The sequence below is a fragment of the Actinotalea ferrariae genome, assembly GCF_019733465.1.
GTDB lineage: Bacteria > Actinomycetota > Actinomycetes > Actinomycetales > Cellulomonadaceae > Actinotalea > Actinotalea ferrariae_A.
Map to the genome: position 1 here is coordinate 13,906 of NZ_JACVQL010000029.1, position 13,784 is coordinate 27,689.

The 13,784-nt window shown below is 74.6% G+C and carries 10 protein-coding genes and 1 pseudogene; 1 reads left to right on the top strand and 10 read right to left on the bottom strand.

Annotated features, from left to right (window positions below):
• Nucleotides 1–7 precede the first annotated feature (7 nt).
• The 8 genes from ICW40_RS02900 to ICW40_RS02935 form a co-directional block, all read right to left on the bottom strand.
• Nucleotides 8–1,051, bottom strand: coding sequence for an alpha/beta fold hydrolase (locus tag ICW40_RS02900; protein WP_221652330.1), 1,044 nt, complete (start codon nucleotides 1,049–1,051; stop codon nucleotides 8–10).
• Nucleotides 1,052–1,146: 95 nt separating this feature from the next.
• Nucleotides 1,147–3,033 carry an FtsX-like permease family protein gene (locus tag ICW40_RS02905; protein WP_260458706.1) on the bottom strand — a complete coding sequence of 629 codons (1,887 nt, stop codon included), beginning with the start codon at nucleotides 3,031–3,033 and terminating at the stop codon, nucleotides 1,147–1,149.
• A 5-nt stretch (nucleotides 3,034–3,038) separates the two neighbouring features.
• The gene (locus ICW40_RS02910) at nucleotides 3,039–3,788 is read right to left on the bottom strand and encodes an ABC transporter ATP-binding protein (RefSeq protein ID WP_221652332.1); all 750 of its coding nucleotides are present in this window, start codon (nucleotides 3,786–3,788) and stop codon (nucleotides 3,039–3,041) included.
• A 116-nt stretch (nucleotides 3,789–3,904) separates the two neighbouring features.
• Nucleotides 3,905–4,570: a response regulator gene (locus ICW40_RS02915; RefSeq protein ID WP_221652333.1), complete on the bottom strand. Its 666-nt coding sequence runs from the start codon at nucleotides 4,568–4,570 to the stop codon at nucleotides 3,905–3,907.
• The gene (locus ICW40_RS21395) at nucleotides 4,570–5,832 is read right to left on the bottom strand and encodes a sensor histidine kinase (protein ID WP_221652334.1); all 1,263 of its coding nucleotides are present in this window, start codon (nucleotides 5,830–5,832) and stop codon (nucleotides 4,570–4,572) included. The genes ICW40_RS02915 and ICW40_RS21395 overlap by 1 nt, the downstream gene beginning before the upstream one ends.
• Before the next feature lie 57 nt (nucleotides 5,833–5,889).
• Nucleotides 5,890–8,037: a DEAD/DEAH box helicase gene (locus tag ICW40_RS02925; protein ID WP_221652335.1), complete on the bottom strand. Its 2,148-nt coding sequence runs from the start codon at nucleotides 8,035–8,037 to the stop codon at nucleotides 5,890–5,892.
• A 308-nt stretch (nucleotides 8,038–8,345) separates the two neighbouring features.
• A complete protein-coding gene (locus ICW40_RS02930) occupies nucleotides 8,346–9,446 on the bottom strand; it encodes an NAD(P)/FAD-dependent oxidoreductase (RefSeq protein ID WP_221652336.1) in 1,101 nt (366 codons plus the stop codon).
• A 47-nt stretch (nucleotides 9,447–9,493) separates the two neighbouring features.
• Nucleotides 9,494–10,813, bottom strand: a complete 1,320-nt coding sequence (locus ICW40_RS02935) for a glycoside hydrolase family 16 protein (protein WP_221652337.1) — start codon at nucleotides 10,811–10,813, stop codon at nucleotides 9,494–9,496.
• A 365-nt stretch (nucleotides 10,814–11,178) separates the two neighbouring features.
• On the opposite strand from ICW40_RS02935, the gene ICW40_RS02940 reads away from it, so the two are divergent.
• Nucleotides 11,179–12,156, top strand: coding sequence for a helix-turn-helix domain-containing protein (locus ICW40_RS02940; RefSeq protein WP_221652338.1), 978 nt, complete (start codon nucleotides 11,179–11,181; stop codon nucleotides 12,154–12,156).
• 40 nt (nucleotides 12,157–12,196) lie between these two features.
• Here the strand turns inward: ICW40_RS02940 and ICW40_RS02945 are convergent, their stop codons facing one another.
• Together ICW40_RS02945 and ICW40_RS02950 are read right to left on the bottom strand one after the other, a co-directional pair.
• Nucleotides 12,197–13,066 carry an alpha/beta hydrolase gene (locus tag ICW40_RS02945; RefSeq protein ID WP_308121595.1) on the bottom strand — a complete coding sequence of 290 codons (870 nt, stop codon included), beginning with the start codon at nucleotides 13,064–13,066 and terminating at the stop codon, nucleotides 12,197–12,199.
• Between the two features lie 460 nt (nucleotides 13,067–13,526).
• Nucleotides 13,527–13,784 (bottom strand): annotated as a pseudogene (locus tag ICW40_RS02950) (NAD-dependent epimerase/dehydratase family protein); the annotation flags it as partial.

The window sequence follows — 13,784 nt, forward strand, 5'->3', positions numbered from 1 at the left end:
CGGGACGCTACACGGCGTCCGCGCGACTGCCCGACGACGAGGCGATGGACACGAGCTCGGCGACGAACTCCTTCGGCCGGAAGCGGTGGATCACGTGGTTCGCGTCGATCCGCCGGTACACCGTCCCCGGCACCAGGTCGCGGATCCGCCGCGCGTCGTCGTCGTCCAGCGCCCCGACGAGGCCGAACCGCTCGGACCGGAACCAGGACCCGTGGAGCAGCAGGAGGGGGCATGCCAGCGCCCGTAGCGCCGCCTCGTGGGAGAGGTCGCCGTAGAACCGGCCGTCGACGAAGGCCCGCGCGAAGTCAGGGTCGAACATCGACAGCGACCGCATGAGCTCGTGCATCGCGCCCGGGAGCCACCAGGCGTCCGCGCCCGACGGCTCGCCGGGGTGGCGGCGCTCGTAGTCGCGGACGGCGCGGTCCAGGAGGTCGACGAACCAGCCGGGCATCCGCTTGACGCGCCGCTCCGAGACCGGCAGCACCTGGTCGCGGAAGTAGTCGGCGAGGCGGCGCACGTCGCGGTCACCCAGCACGCGCACGAAGCGCTCGAGCCCCTGGTGGACGAACCGGTCGCGGTCGCGGAACCGCGGCATCTCGACCGAGAACACCGGGGCGTCCTCGAGGACCACGGCGGCCACGTGGTCCGGCACGGTCGCGCCGAGCCAGAGCGCCAGGACGCCGCCGGACGAGTTGCCGCTCACGACCGCGGGCCGCTGCACGACGTCCTCGAGGAACCGGGCCAGGTCCCCGCCGACCGACTCCCAGCTGTACCGCCCGGGCGTCCAGGACGAGCTCCCGTGGCCGCGGACGTCGACCGCGAACACCTCGAACGTCCGCGCGAGTGCCGGCATGACGCCCGCGTAGGTCCGCCAGGTCGCCATCTGCGCGGGGACCAGGACCAGCGGCGGTCCCGCCGCCGGCCCACGGACGTGGCTCAGCGTGACCTCCCCGAGCTCGATGAGCTCGTGCGTGAACCCCGCTGCGCGGAGCGGGCTCGGCAGCGGCTCACGGAAACCCAGGAACGGGTTCTCGTCCGGCACGACGCCCATGCCGTGCAGTCTCGCAGCGCGCACCTGTGGCGCGGCTGAGAGCGCACACGCCCCGCGGGACCAGGCTACGGTCCCGCGGGGCGCCTTGCCGCGGATCAGGCGACGGCAGTCGCCAGCTGCGTCGTCCGCCGCGCCGCCAGGGCGGTCGCGACGAGCGCGAAGACCACCACGGCGGCACTCACGACGGCGTACGACGGAACGTCCACCACGGGGGGCCCGTTCAGCAGGCCGGCGCTCACGCCGACCACCGCCGGCACCACGGCGACCGTGCCGAGGACCCACGCCGTGACCCCGGTGATCGCCGCCTCCACGGTGGTCATCGCCATGAGCTGGCGGCGGGTGGTGCCGGTGCGGTGCAGCAGCGCGAGCTCCTCGCGACGCGCCATCGTGGTCATGGCGAGCGTGCTCGCCGCACCGACCGCCACGACGCCGAGCAGCATGAGGAGCAGCGTCACCGAGATGTCGTTCTCGCCGCCGGCGGTGGTCGCCGAGGCGAGGTAGCCGTCGACGTCGGTCGCGGTCGCGCCGAGGGCGCTGATCGCGGCCTCGGCGGCCTGTACGTCCGCCTCGGCGGTCAGGTCGACGAGCACGGTGTCGGCCACCACGGGCAGCCCGTGCGCCTCGGCCGTCGCCGGGCCCGTGACGGCGCCCCCGACGCCGAGCCCGCGCGAGAACACGGCGACCACGGTCGCGTCGACCTCGTCGTCCCCGAGGCGCAGCGTGAGCGTCTCGCCCAGCCCGGCACCGGTCGTGAACGCCGTGTCGGTGCTGACCGCCACCGTGTTCGGCGCGTCCAGGTCCGCGAGCGACCCCTCGACCACGTCCGGGTCGAGCGCAGCGGTGTCGCCGGGGACGACCCGCAGCGCGGTCGCCTCCCACGTCGCGCCGAAGTCCTCGTCCACCTCGGTGCGGACCTGCGCCGGGACGGTCGCCAGCGGGGCGGCCGACGCGACGCCGGGCACCGCGGCGACCTGCGCGGGCAGGTCCTCCGACGCGTCGTCGGCGGGCGTGACGACGAGGTCGGCGGTGATCGCGGCGCGCAGCTCCTGCTCCGCGCCGGTCGTGATCGCGTGGTTGACGCTCGTCTGGATGGTGGCCGCTGCGACGACCAGGGCGAGCGGCACGACGACGGTCGTCAGCCGCCGCGAGAATCCGCGCACGTTGCGCACGGCGAGCATGGTGGCCGGCCGGCCGGTGGCGGGCTGCATCCGCGCGAGCCGGTCGAAGATCCAGCCGACCAGGACCGGCCCGGCGAGCGCTGCGGCGCCGATCAGCAGGAAGGCCGAGAGCGAGGCCGTCGCGCTCCCCATGAGCCCCGGGACCCACAGGCTCGAGAACGCCGCGGCGAGCCCGCCGAGCGTGAGCACCAGGGCGGTGACCTTCCGGCCCGTCCCGACCTGCCGGTCCTCGACCGCGCTCTGCTGGAGCGCCGCCGTCGGTGCCGTCCGAGCGGCCTCGCGTGCGCCCAGCCGGCCCACGGGTACCGCGGTCACCATGATGAGCAGCACGGCGATGAGGACGGGCAGCGGGGAGAGCGACGAGGCGAAGTCCGGCTCGACCATCCCGGCCCGGACGAGCATGGGGTCGAGGAGCCGGGCGCCGAACAGGCCCGCGACGGCGCCGACCGGCGCGGCGACGAGCGACACGACGCCCACCTCGAGGGTGACGGCCCGCCGGACCTGCGCCGGCGTCGCGCCGACCGCGCGCAGCAGCGCGAACTCGCGACGGCGGCTGCGTAGCGCGAGGCTCACGGTCGCCGCGACGACCATCACCACGACGACCAGCAGCGTGCCGGAGTAGGACGAGGCGAGTGCCACGAGCAGCCCGCCCGAGGCGGTGTCGCCGGCGGCCTGCGTGCGCAGGCCGGACTCGAAGAGCACGCCGGTCACGGCGAGGACCGCCGAGGCGACGGCGAGGACGACGGCGGTGCCGGCGAAGGCACCGCGGTGGGCGCGGACGCCCGAGGACGCGAGCTGCCACATGGTGCTCACCGACCCTTCGTGAGGAGGCGAGCGGTGACCTGCTCGGGGGTGGGGCGGTCGAGCTGGTCGACGACCAGCCCGTCCGCGAGGACGACGACGCGCTCGGCGGCGGCCGCGACCACCGCGTCGTGCGTCACGATGACGACGGTCTGCCCGAGCTCGCGGGCGGTGTCGCGCAGCACCTCGAGCACCGCGGCTCCCGTGCGGGAGTCGAGCGCGCCCGTGGGCTCGTCGGCGAAGACGACCGCCGGACGCGTGATGAGTGCGCGGGCGATCGCGACCCGCTGCGCCTGCCCACCGGACAGCTCCCCCGGCAGCCGGTCCATGAGCTGCACCACGCCGAGGAACTCGAGCAGCGACGACTCCCACGCCGGGTCGACGGGGCGGCCCGCGAGCGCGAGCGGCAGGCGCACGTTCTCGCGTGCCGTCAGGTGCCCGATGAGGTTGTAGGCCTGGAACACGAACCCGACGTGCTCGCGGCGGAACCGCGTGAGGTCGTCCGGCCGCAGCACCGTGAGGTCGTGACCGCCGACGACGACCGTGCCGCGCGTGGGCGTGTCCAGCCCCGCCGCGGTGTTGAGCAACGTGGACTTGCCCGAGCCGGACTGGCCGACGACGGCCGTCACCGAGCCGGCGAGCAGGTCGAGGGAGACCCCGCGCAGCGCGTGGACGGGCTCGCGGCCCGGGTAGGTCTTGTGGATGTCGACGAGGCGGACGGCGGTGGCCGTCACCTCGGCCGTCGTGGGCGTTGCCATGAGGTGCTCCTGGGGTCGAGGTCGTTGGTGTCGATCTCGAACCTAGGAACGGGCGGTGGTGCCCATCGAGCCTCCTGAGGAGGGTCCCCACGGGTTCCATCCTTCGATGGAGGCGCTCAGCCGCCGACGTCGACCACGCGGTTCTGGTACGCCCACACGACGGCCTGGAGGCGCGACCGCACGCCGAGCTTGGGCATCATCCGCGCCAGGTGGGACTTGACGGTGGAGACCTCGAGGAAGAGTGCCTGGGCGATCTCCTCGTTCGACATGCCCTGCGCGAGGTGCAGGAGGATCTCCAGCTCGCGCGCGGTGAGCAGCTCGCTCGCGCGTGCGGCGGTCACGGGCTGGGTGCGGCGGCGCGTGAGCAGCTCCTCGACGACGCGCTTGGTCAGCGTGTCCGCGAGGGTGCCGTTGCCCGCGGCGACGGACCGCACCGCCTCGACCACGGTGGCGGGCTCGGCGTCCTTGAGCAGGAAGCCCGACGCGCCGGCCTCGAGCGCGCCGAACAGCAGCTCGTCCACGTCGAACGTCGTGAGGATGAGCACGGGCACCGGGTCCTGGACGCCCGGCCCGCACAGCTCGCGGGTCGCGGTGATCCCGTCCGTCCCGGGCATGCGCACGTCCATGCAGACGACGTCGGCGTGCAGCCGGCGGGCGGCCTCGACCGCCTGCGCGCCGTCGGACACGGCCGCGACGACGTCGAGGTCCGGCTCGACGCCGAGCATCGCGGTGAGCCCCGCGCGCACCAGCGGCTGGTCGTCGGCGATCACGACGCGGATCATCAGGCCGGTCCCTCCCCTGCTGCGGGTCGCCCCGGGGTGACGGCGTCGTGGTGGGCGGGCACCGCGAGGGACACGCGCCAGCCGCCGTCGGGCTGCGGCCCGTAGGTGAGCCGCGCGTCGGTCAGGTCGGCGCGCTCCTGCATCCCGACCAGGCCGAGGCCCCCGCCCGGCCGGTCCGACGACGCCGGGACGGGCGTCGTGGTCGGCGGCCCGTTCGTCACGCTGACCTGCAGCACGGCGGGGGCGCGAGCGTCGAGCACCACCTCGCACGTCGCCCCGGGCGCGTGCCGGATCGCGTTGGCCAGGCACTCCTGGACGGTGCGGAACGCGGCGAGCTGCGCGAGCGGGCCGACGGCGTCCCAGTGCTCCGCCGGGCTGCCGAGCATCGCGAGGCTCGCGTCCAGCCCGGCGGCCCGCGCCCGCTCGACCAGCGCCGGCACCGCGGCGAGGGTCTCCTGCGGGTGCTCGGCCTCGTCCGGGGCGTCGCGCAGCAGCCGGACGAGGCTGCGGAGCTCGTCGAGCATCGCGGACGTCTCCGCGCGGACCTGCTGCACGGCCGCCTTCGCGGCCTCCGGGTCGACGTCGATCTGGCGGCCGATCGCGCCCGTCATCACGGCGATGCCGGACAGGTGGTGCGCCGCGATGTCGTGCAGCTCGCGCGCCATGGCCGCGCGTTCGCGCGCCACAGCGGCCTCGACCCGCGCGCCCTGCTCGCGGCTGAGGGCCTCGACCTGACGGGCGCGCGCCTCGGCCGCCTCGCGGCGCGACCCGACGACGACGCCGGTGAGGGCGGCGAGCCCGACGATCGCGACGGCCTGCACGAGCGGGGCGCCCACCCGGACGAGGAACGGTGCACCGTCCGCGGGCTGCGCGACGAACGTGCCGACGGCGACGAGGGCCGCGGCGAGCCCGAGCGGGAGCGCGGCGGGCCGGACGCGGCCCCCGACCGTCACGGCGTAGGTCGCGACGAGCACCGCGACGGACGTCGCCCCGATGGCGTCGCCGAGACCGGCGAGCGCGGCGACCGGGACGCCGGCGGCGACGACGAGCAGCACGAGGCGCGGGTGAGTCTGGCGCCAAGCGAGGGCGATCGCCTGCGCCACGAGCACGGCGACACCGGTCCACCAGGGACCGCTGCCGGCCAGCGGGGCGCTGACGGCCGCCTCTGCGTCGACCCCGGACGCGGCGCCGACCGAGAGCAGCGCGGTCACCGCGACGAGGCCCGTCGCGACCGCGACGGCGACCGCGGGGAGGCTGGGCACCCGCGAGCGTGACGGCACGGCCGCCATCCTGCCAGTGCCCGTCCCGCCCGGGCCGGGCTAGCTCACGCCCTCGGCGGCGAGCGCGTCGGTGAGCAGGGAGACCAGCGCCTCGAGCTGCACGTCCGTCGACGACTCGCCGTCCTCCTCCGCCGCACCGTCCAGCGCCCGGGCGGCGAGGCCCGACTTGCTGTCGATGAGCTCGGCGATCTTGGCGTCGATGGTCTGCGCGGCGATGATCCGCCAGGCCGTCACGGGCTCGGACTGGCCGATCCGGTGGATGCGGTCGATGGCCTGGGTCTGCTCGGCGTCGGTCCACGACAGCTCGGCGAGGACCAGGTTGGACGCGACCTGGAGGTTCAGGCCGACGCCGGCCGCCATGAGGGAGCAGACGGCGATGTGCACGTCCGGGTCCTCGGTGAAGGCTTTGATGTTCTTCTCGCGGACCCGGGGCGTCTGGTCCCCGCGGATCGACGCGTAGCCGATGCCGCGGTCGGCGAAGGTCTGCTCCGCCTGGTCCATGACGTCGACGTGCTTGGCGAAGAACACGACCTTGCCGACGTTCCGCGCGAGCTGCGCGGCGTAGTCGGCCGCCAGCCCGGCCTTGGCCTGGCCGATGCGCCGCACCATCGTGAAGACGTTCTCGCCGCCGGCCTTCGAGCTCGAGTCCTTGAGCTCCCCGGCCGCGACCCGCCGCGCGAGGTCGAGGTCGACCCCGTCGACGACGACGTCGTCCCGGCGTGCCGCGAGCGCGGCGCGGTAGCGCTCGACCAGCCGGCGCGCGAGCGCGGCCTCGGACGCGCGGATCGACCGCCCGACGGCGCCGTCGAGCTCGACCGGCAGGTCCGCGACCCGGCGGGCCGGGATGTCCGCGACGACGTCGGCCTTGCGGCGGCGGACGATGCCCATGCTGATCACGGCCGTGCGCGCGGCCGCGTAGAAGCCGGGGTCGGCCGGGGTGAGCCCGGTCTCCTCAAGCGCCGTCATGAGCTTGCCCAGCGGCTTCTCGTCGTCGATCCAGCCGAGGTACTGCCAGATCGCCCGGAAGTCCTCGATGTCGTTGATCAGCGGCGTGCCGGTGAGCGCCATGAGGAGGGCCCGCGGCGTGCGCGTACGGATGCGCTCGGAGAGCGCGAGGACGTGCTGCGAGCGCTGCGAGCCCTTGTTCTTGATGAAGTGCGCCTCGTCGACGACCATCCCGCGGAAGCCGAGGTCGCCGAGCCAGCCGACGTGCCGGTCGAGCAGCTCGTAGTTGACGATGACGACGTCGGCGAACGCGTCGACGCGCTCGCCGTCGCCGTGCACGACGGTGGCGCGGCGCGACGGCGTCCACATCCCGACCTCGTGCGCCCAGTTCGTCTTGACGACGTTGGGCACGACGACGAGCAGCGGGAACGCGTCGGCCGCCTGCGCCGCGAGCAGCGCCTGGGCGGTCTTGCCGAGGCCCGGCTCGTCGGCGAGCAGGAAGGTGCGGTGGCCGCGCGTCGTCGCGGCGACGACCTGGGCCTGGTGCGGCATGAGCTCGCGGCCGAGGGGCGCGGACACCAGCCGGCCGTCGGGGAGGTCCATGCAGGCGGGGGCGCCGGTCGCGGCGTACTCGAACGACCGGAAGAGCGGCTCGAGCAGCTCCCACCCGGCCAGGCGGCGGGCGCGCGCGGCGGTCCGCTCGGCCGCGGCCTCGAAGTCCGGCGCGAGGAAGGGGTTGGCGCGCTGGCGCTGGATCACCGACTGGGGGATCACGCGCTTCTCGGTGGAGGGCGCCGGCGCGGTCACCGGCTCCGGCTCGGGCTCCTCGGGCGGCTCCATCCCCGCGGCGCGCATCATCGTCGCCTTGAGGGCGCGTGCGGAGTCGGAGACCCGGGCGTCCTCGGCGAGCAGCGCGAGCAGCGACGTGTCCCGGGCGGCGATCTTGGCCAGCAGCGTCGCGACGCCGTCGAGCCGCTTGAGCTCCTGGGTGCGCTTGGCGCTGGTCAGCGCGGCGTCGGCCATGACGCGCGCACGCTCCTCGCGCACGAGCAGCGCCACGACCTGGAACTTGGCCCGCACAGCCGGACGCGCGGGCGGTCGCCGCACCGCGTTCTCGATCTCGCGCGTGACCTCGGCGAGCACCGGGATCAGCCCCTCGTTGTCACGGCGCGGCGCGCGGCGGCGCTGGGCGCCGTCGTCGACGCGCGCGCTGCCGGACCGACGGCGACCTTGTCCTGCCACATCTCCTCCTTCAAGCACCGCACCGCGGACGCGGACGCGACGCGCCGAGCCGAAGCAGCCCCGACGACGTCGGGCGGCGTCTCCCGCCGACGTCGCGGGACGACGTCGGCCAGGGCGCGCCACTGAGGCGCGGTCACGACGCGGGCACTGCTGCCGTCGCCGACCCCTGAGCCACTGCTCGTGCACCGGAGGCGAGATGCCGCCGGGCGGGCGCTCGCACCATCGTCACGACGACGGGTGTGCGGGCCGGGGTCAAGTCAACCACCTACCGGCGTGCGCTGCGGACGGAACGCGCGCCGGGCGTCGGATCATTCCCCGCGGCCGAGCTCCGCGGTGTGGCTCCAGTCGTCGGGGATCGACCCGGTCAGGGCCGTGGTCGCGAGCGCGTCGCCGAGCACAGGCGCCTGCTTGAACAGGTTGTGCCCCGCGACGGCGGAGACGCCGTCCTCGCTCCAGATGCCGACGCCGTCCTCGCCCCACGGCAGCGCGGTGACCCAGCAGTGCACGTGGTCGACCGGGTCGGGGCGCAGGCCGGGCAGCGCCCGGCGCACGTAGGCGACGGTGCGGTCCGCCAGCGCGGCGAGCTCGTCGGGCCGCTCGACGGCGCCGTCGGGCCGGGCGGGCGTGTGCCCGCTCAGGCCGACGGCGAGGTGCCCCGAGCCCGGGTACGGGGACGCGTAGACGCCGGTCTCGCCGAACGCGCCGCTGCCGTCCTGGAACGTGGGCAGCGGGCCGCCCGGCCCGTCGGGGCCGTGCACGACCTCGAACGTGAGGCGGACGTGGGCGCCGAGCTCGACGGGCAGCTCCATCCCGACCGCGCCGGCCAGCGCGGCGGTCCCCCGGCCCGCGCAGAGGACGACGTGGTCGTACGCGCGGGACGACGTCCCGGTGCGGATCTCCACCGAGCCGTCGTCGAGCCTGCGGACGGCCAGGACGTGGTCGGCCTCGACGGCTCGCGCGAGCCGGTCGGTCAGCGCCGTGATCGCGGCCCGCGTCCGGATCGCGCCGCCGTGGACGTCGAGCATCGCCGGGCCGTCGTAGTCGGCCAGCAGGGGCAGGCGCTCGCGCAGCTCGTCCCGGGACAGGGGCCGCGCGGGTGCGTCCGGGAACTGCGCGAGCGTCTCGAGCTTGCTCCCGACGCCGTCGCCGATCGCGACGGCGCCGTCGGGCGCGACGAGCTCGACGCCCAGGTCGTCCTCCCACTCGCGCCACAGGGAGCGGCTGCGGACGACCTGGGCGACGAGCCGGGGGTCGGCGTGCGCGTGGCGGAAGATCCGACCACGGCCCGCCGACTGCCCACCGCCCGGCGGGCCGGACTCCAGCACGGTCACGTCAGCCCCGCGGCGCCGCAGGGCGAACGCCGTGGAGAGGCCGACGATCCCGGCACCGACGACTGCGACGCGCATCATCGGACGAGCCCATCACGGACTCACGGAGCCCGACACCGGTGGAGGGATCAGAAGGTCCACTGCTGGTTGGGGGCGCCGTGGCAGTCCCAGATGTGGATGCGCTGGCCGTCGTGGACGGGCGTGCCGCCCACGCCGTCGAGGCACCGGCCGGCCTGCGGGTTGCGCAGGGTGCGGCTGCCGGCGTCGTACGTCCAGCGCTGGGCCGCGGTCCCGTTGCACGTCCAGAGCTGCACCACGGTGCCGTTGGCGGTGCCGCCACCCGAGACGTCGAGGCACTTGCCGAGCGCGCGGATGGTGCCGTCGGCCCCGCGGGTCCACTGCTGCGCGACGTTGCCGTTGCAGCTGACGACCTGCATGGGATTGCCGTCGTGGGTCTGGCCCCACGGCACGTCGAGGCACAGCGAGCCCGCGAGCCGGATGGTGCCGGTGCCCGTGGGCAGGCTGCCGTTGCCGCCGCCGCCGCCGCCGCCCGTGCCGCCGGTGCTGCCGTTGTCGATGACGCGGATGTAGTCGACCTTCATCTGCTGCGGGAACTGGGTGGACCCATCCGGGTACCCGGGCCACTGCCCGCCGACGGCGACGTTGAGGATGAGGAAGTACGCCTGGTCGAACACCCACGCGTTGGCGCCGACGCTCGCGCGCGTGACCTGGTGGTACTGCTGGCCGTCGACGAACCAGGTGATGACGCCCGGCTTCCAGTCGATGGCGAACGTGTGGAAGGTGTCCGCGAAGGACCAGCCCTGCGGGTGCTGGTAGGTCCCGCTGATGCCCGCTCCGCCCGAGTACCCGGGGCCGTGGACCGTGCCGTGCACGCGGTGCGGCTCGTAGCCGACGTTCTCCATGATGTCGATCTCGCCCGAGCTCGGCCACGGCGTCTGCGGGAAGTTCCCGCCGAGCATCCAGAACGCCGGCCAGATGCCCTGGCCGCGCGGGATCTGGATCCGCGCCTCGATCCGCCCGTAGCGGGGCTCGAACTTGTCCTGCGTCGTCATGCGGGCCGACGTGTACGAGCCGTTCGCCTCGCGCCGCGCGGTGATGACGAGGTTGCCCTGGCCGTCGAGCGCGGAGTTGGCGCGCGACGTCGTGTAGTTCTGCAGCTCGGCGTTGCCCCAGCCGTGAGCGCCGGTCTCGTGGTTCCAGACGGCCGGGTTGGGCGCGGAGCCCGCGGGGCCGTTGAACTCCTCCTGCCAGATGATGTCGCCGACGGCGGCGCGCACGGGCCCCGCCGGTGCGGGTGCCGTGGGTGCGGGCGCGGCCGACGCGGGGACCGCTCCTGCGAGCGCGAGCGCGGCCGCTGACAGGACGGCGAGGGCGCCCGCGAGGCGCGTCCTCCGGCTGGACTCGGGACGGTGGTGTCGTAGCTCCATGGGTGACGTCTCCGTTGACATCTCGGCGATGGGACCGGTCTCAGCACCCCGCGCACCGGTGTCGGTCTGGGTGAGCGGAGCCGGGTCGCTGACGACCCGTGCCTCGACCATGACATGCCGGTCGACGGCTCACAAGGGTGGTAGCGCGCCCAAGGTGACACGTGCCACTCGGCATGGCGGCGCTTGCCGTGACCGCGGTCCGCTTGCGTGGAGACTTCGCGTCGCCATGCGACGCAAAGTCTCCACACAAGGGCTCGCCTCACTCATGGCGCGGGGGGCGACGGCGTCCGGCGAACCCTTGATCGGTGCGGCCGGACGCGTCACGCTCGTGGGAGCCGGTCCCGCGACCCCGGGGGGTGTGCCCGGTGCAAGGTCTCGACACGAGCGTGCTGCCGAGGCGCGATCGCGCCGAGGCCATCGTGACGCACCTGCGGGAGATCGCGCTCGCCTCCCGCGTCCGCCTCGAGGACCCGCCGCACGCGTTCATGTCGACGACGGTCTACGAGATGGGCGACCTGCAGCTCGTCCACCTGCACCGATCCGGGCTCTTCATCGACGTCGACCGCGAGCGGGACGACGGCCCGGCGGTGCTCGCGATGATGCTGGGCGCGCGCGACGTGGGGACGAGGGAGCAGTTCGGGCACGTCATCGAGCAGCACCCCGGCGTGGTCGACATGATCGAGCTCCACCGCCCCCACCGCTCGAGGAGCTACGGCATCGGCGACAACTGGTGCCTGAAGATCCCATCCGAGGCGCTGGCCCTGCCGGCGGCGACCATCACGCGCGCACGTCCCGCCCTGGGCACGGGGCCGCTGCAACGCATCTACGCGAGCCACCTGGCGATGCTCACCGAGCTCGTGCCCGGGCTGGAGCACGAGCGGGTGGTCACGGACCTCGGGCACGCGACGCTCGCGCTGTCCCGTGCCGTGATCAGCGCCGCCGCGGGCGACGAGGCCACCACCCGCGAGGCCATGCACGCGTCGCTGTGGCCACGGATCGAGGTCTTCGTCCGAGAGCACCTCCGCGACCCGGAGCTCGGTCCGCAGATGATCGCGTCCGCGCACCACATCTCGGTGCGCCTGCTCTACCGAGTCCTGGCCGACGTCGGCCTCCAGCTGGAGCAGTGGGTCATCGACCAGAGGCTCGAGGGTGCGCGCCAGGAGCTCGCGTCGCCGGCGTCGAGGCACCGGACGATCGCGGGGATCGCCTTCTCGTGGGGGTTCGCCAACCCGAGCTTTTTCTCCAACCGCTTCCACCACGCGTTCGGCACGACACCCCGCGAGTGGCGGGCGCGTCACGGCTCCGGACTGCAGGCGGCCGACGTCCCCCGACCGGGGCGGTAGGTCCGGCCGGGGGCGTCGGGTCGTGGGTGTGGCGGCGCCGTCAGCGCACCGATCCGCTCAGCTCGGGCGACCAGGAGGCGTGGTCGAGCGCCCAGGACAGCGCCCGGTCCGCGACCGCCTCCCAGCCCGGGGTCGCCGTCATGAGGTGCGGCTGACCGTCGAGGACCACGTGCTCCGTCACCGTCCCCGCGCCGCGGTAGCGGGCGTACGTCGCGGCCTGGAGGGACGGCGGCTGGATGTGGTCCGCCCCGCCCGAGAGCAGCAGCAGGGGCGCGCGCCGCGGGTTGCGGTAGTCGATCCAGGCGTCCTGGTGGCCCGGCAGGAAGTTGGCCAGCGTGGCGTCGAGGAGCACCCTGCGCGACGCCGGCACGTGGTAGCGGTCGTAGAACCGGCGGGACGAGGCCTCGTCGAGGGTGTTGGTGAACGCGTACCGCCATCGCGCCGGGCTCAGCCCGATCGCCGCCTTGCGGTTCAGGGGGTTGCGCAGCACGGGCAGCACCGAGCGCAGCTGGCTCGGTGGCGTCGCCCTGACCCCCTCGGGCGGGGCCGAGTTCAGCACCACGCCGGCGCTGCCGTAGCCGCGGTCGAGGAGGACCTGCGTGAACAGCCCGCCCGCCGAGTGCCCCATGAGGATCGGGCGGGTGCCCAGCGAGTCGAGGAACGCCGACAAGTGGTCGACCACGCCGCGGATCGTCAGCTCCCGCACGGCGCGGGGGTCGGCGCGCAGCGCCTCCACCTCGACCTCGAACCCGGGGTAGGCGGGCGTGTGCACCGTGTACCCGAGGGCCTCGTAGCGCGCCCGCCAGTCCTCCCAGGAGCGAGGGGTCACCCAGAACCCGTGCACGAGCACGATCGTGTCGGGGCCGTCAGGCCGCGGCGCGAGCGTCGGGGGCACGCCGGGCGCGCTCACGACGACGCCCCGGGTGCGGGTGGTCTGCGCTCGCCCCGGTCCTTGTCGAAGATCTGCGCGCCGTCGCGCGCGGTGACGTAGCCCATCGGGACCTCCGCGGTGCTCCGGCCGAACCGGGCGGATCGGCTCGGTCAGCACAGTCGCACCGCCCGTGCCCGACAGATGTCGCCACCGCGCACAGCTCTGACGCCTCTCTGCACGACCTGGTGCTGGAGCCGGCCGCCGCCGCCAGGCCCGAGCCCACGGTGAAGACTTCGTCACCCCACGTGTGACGAAGTCCCACGGTGAAGACTTCGTCACCCCACGTGTGACGAAGTCNNCGTGTGACGAAGTCTTCGGACAAGCTCCTCCGCGACGCAATCACGCGACGTGAAGGGTTGTCACGCCCTGCGGGACGGACCTTCCACGCTGTCCGCGTCCGTGTCCGCGTCCGCGCCGGTGCCGGTGCGGGTGGCCGGCCTCAGGCGGGTGGTTGCGAGGCGTGCCAGGTCGCGAGGCGGCGGAGGCCCTCGTCGATGGAGACCTCGGGGTGCCAGCGCAGGTCGGCGCGCGTGCGGCGCTGGTCGAACCAGTGCGCGGTCGAGAGCTGCTCGGCGAGGAACCGCGTCATGGGCGGCTCGCCGTCCGCGCTGCGCAGCGGCAGGCGCGCCCAGGCGGCCTCGACCGCGGCCCCCGCACCGCGGGCGAGCGCGGCGGGCACGCGCAGCGTCGGCTGGGG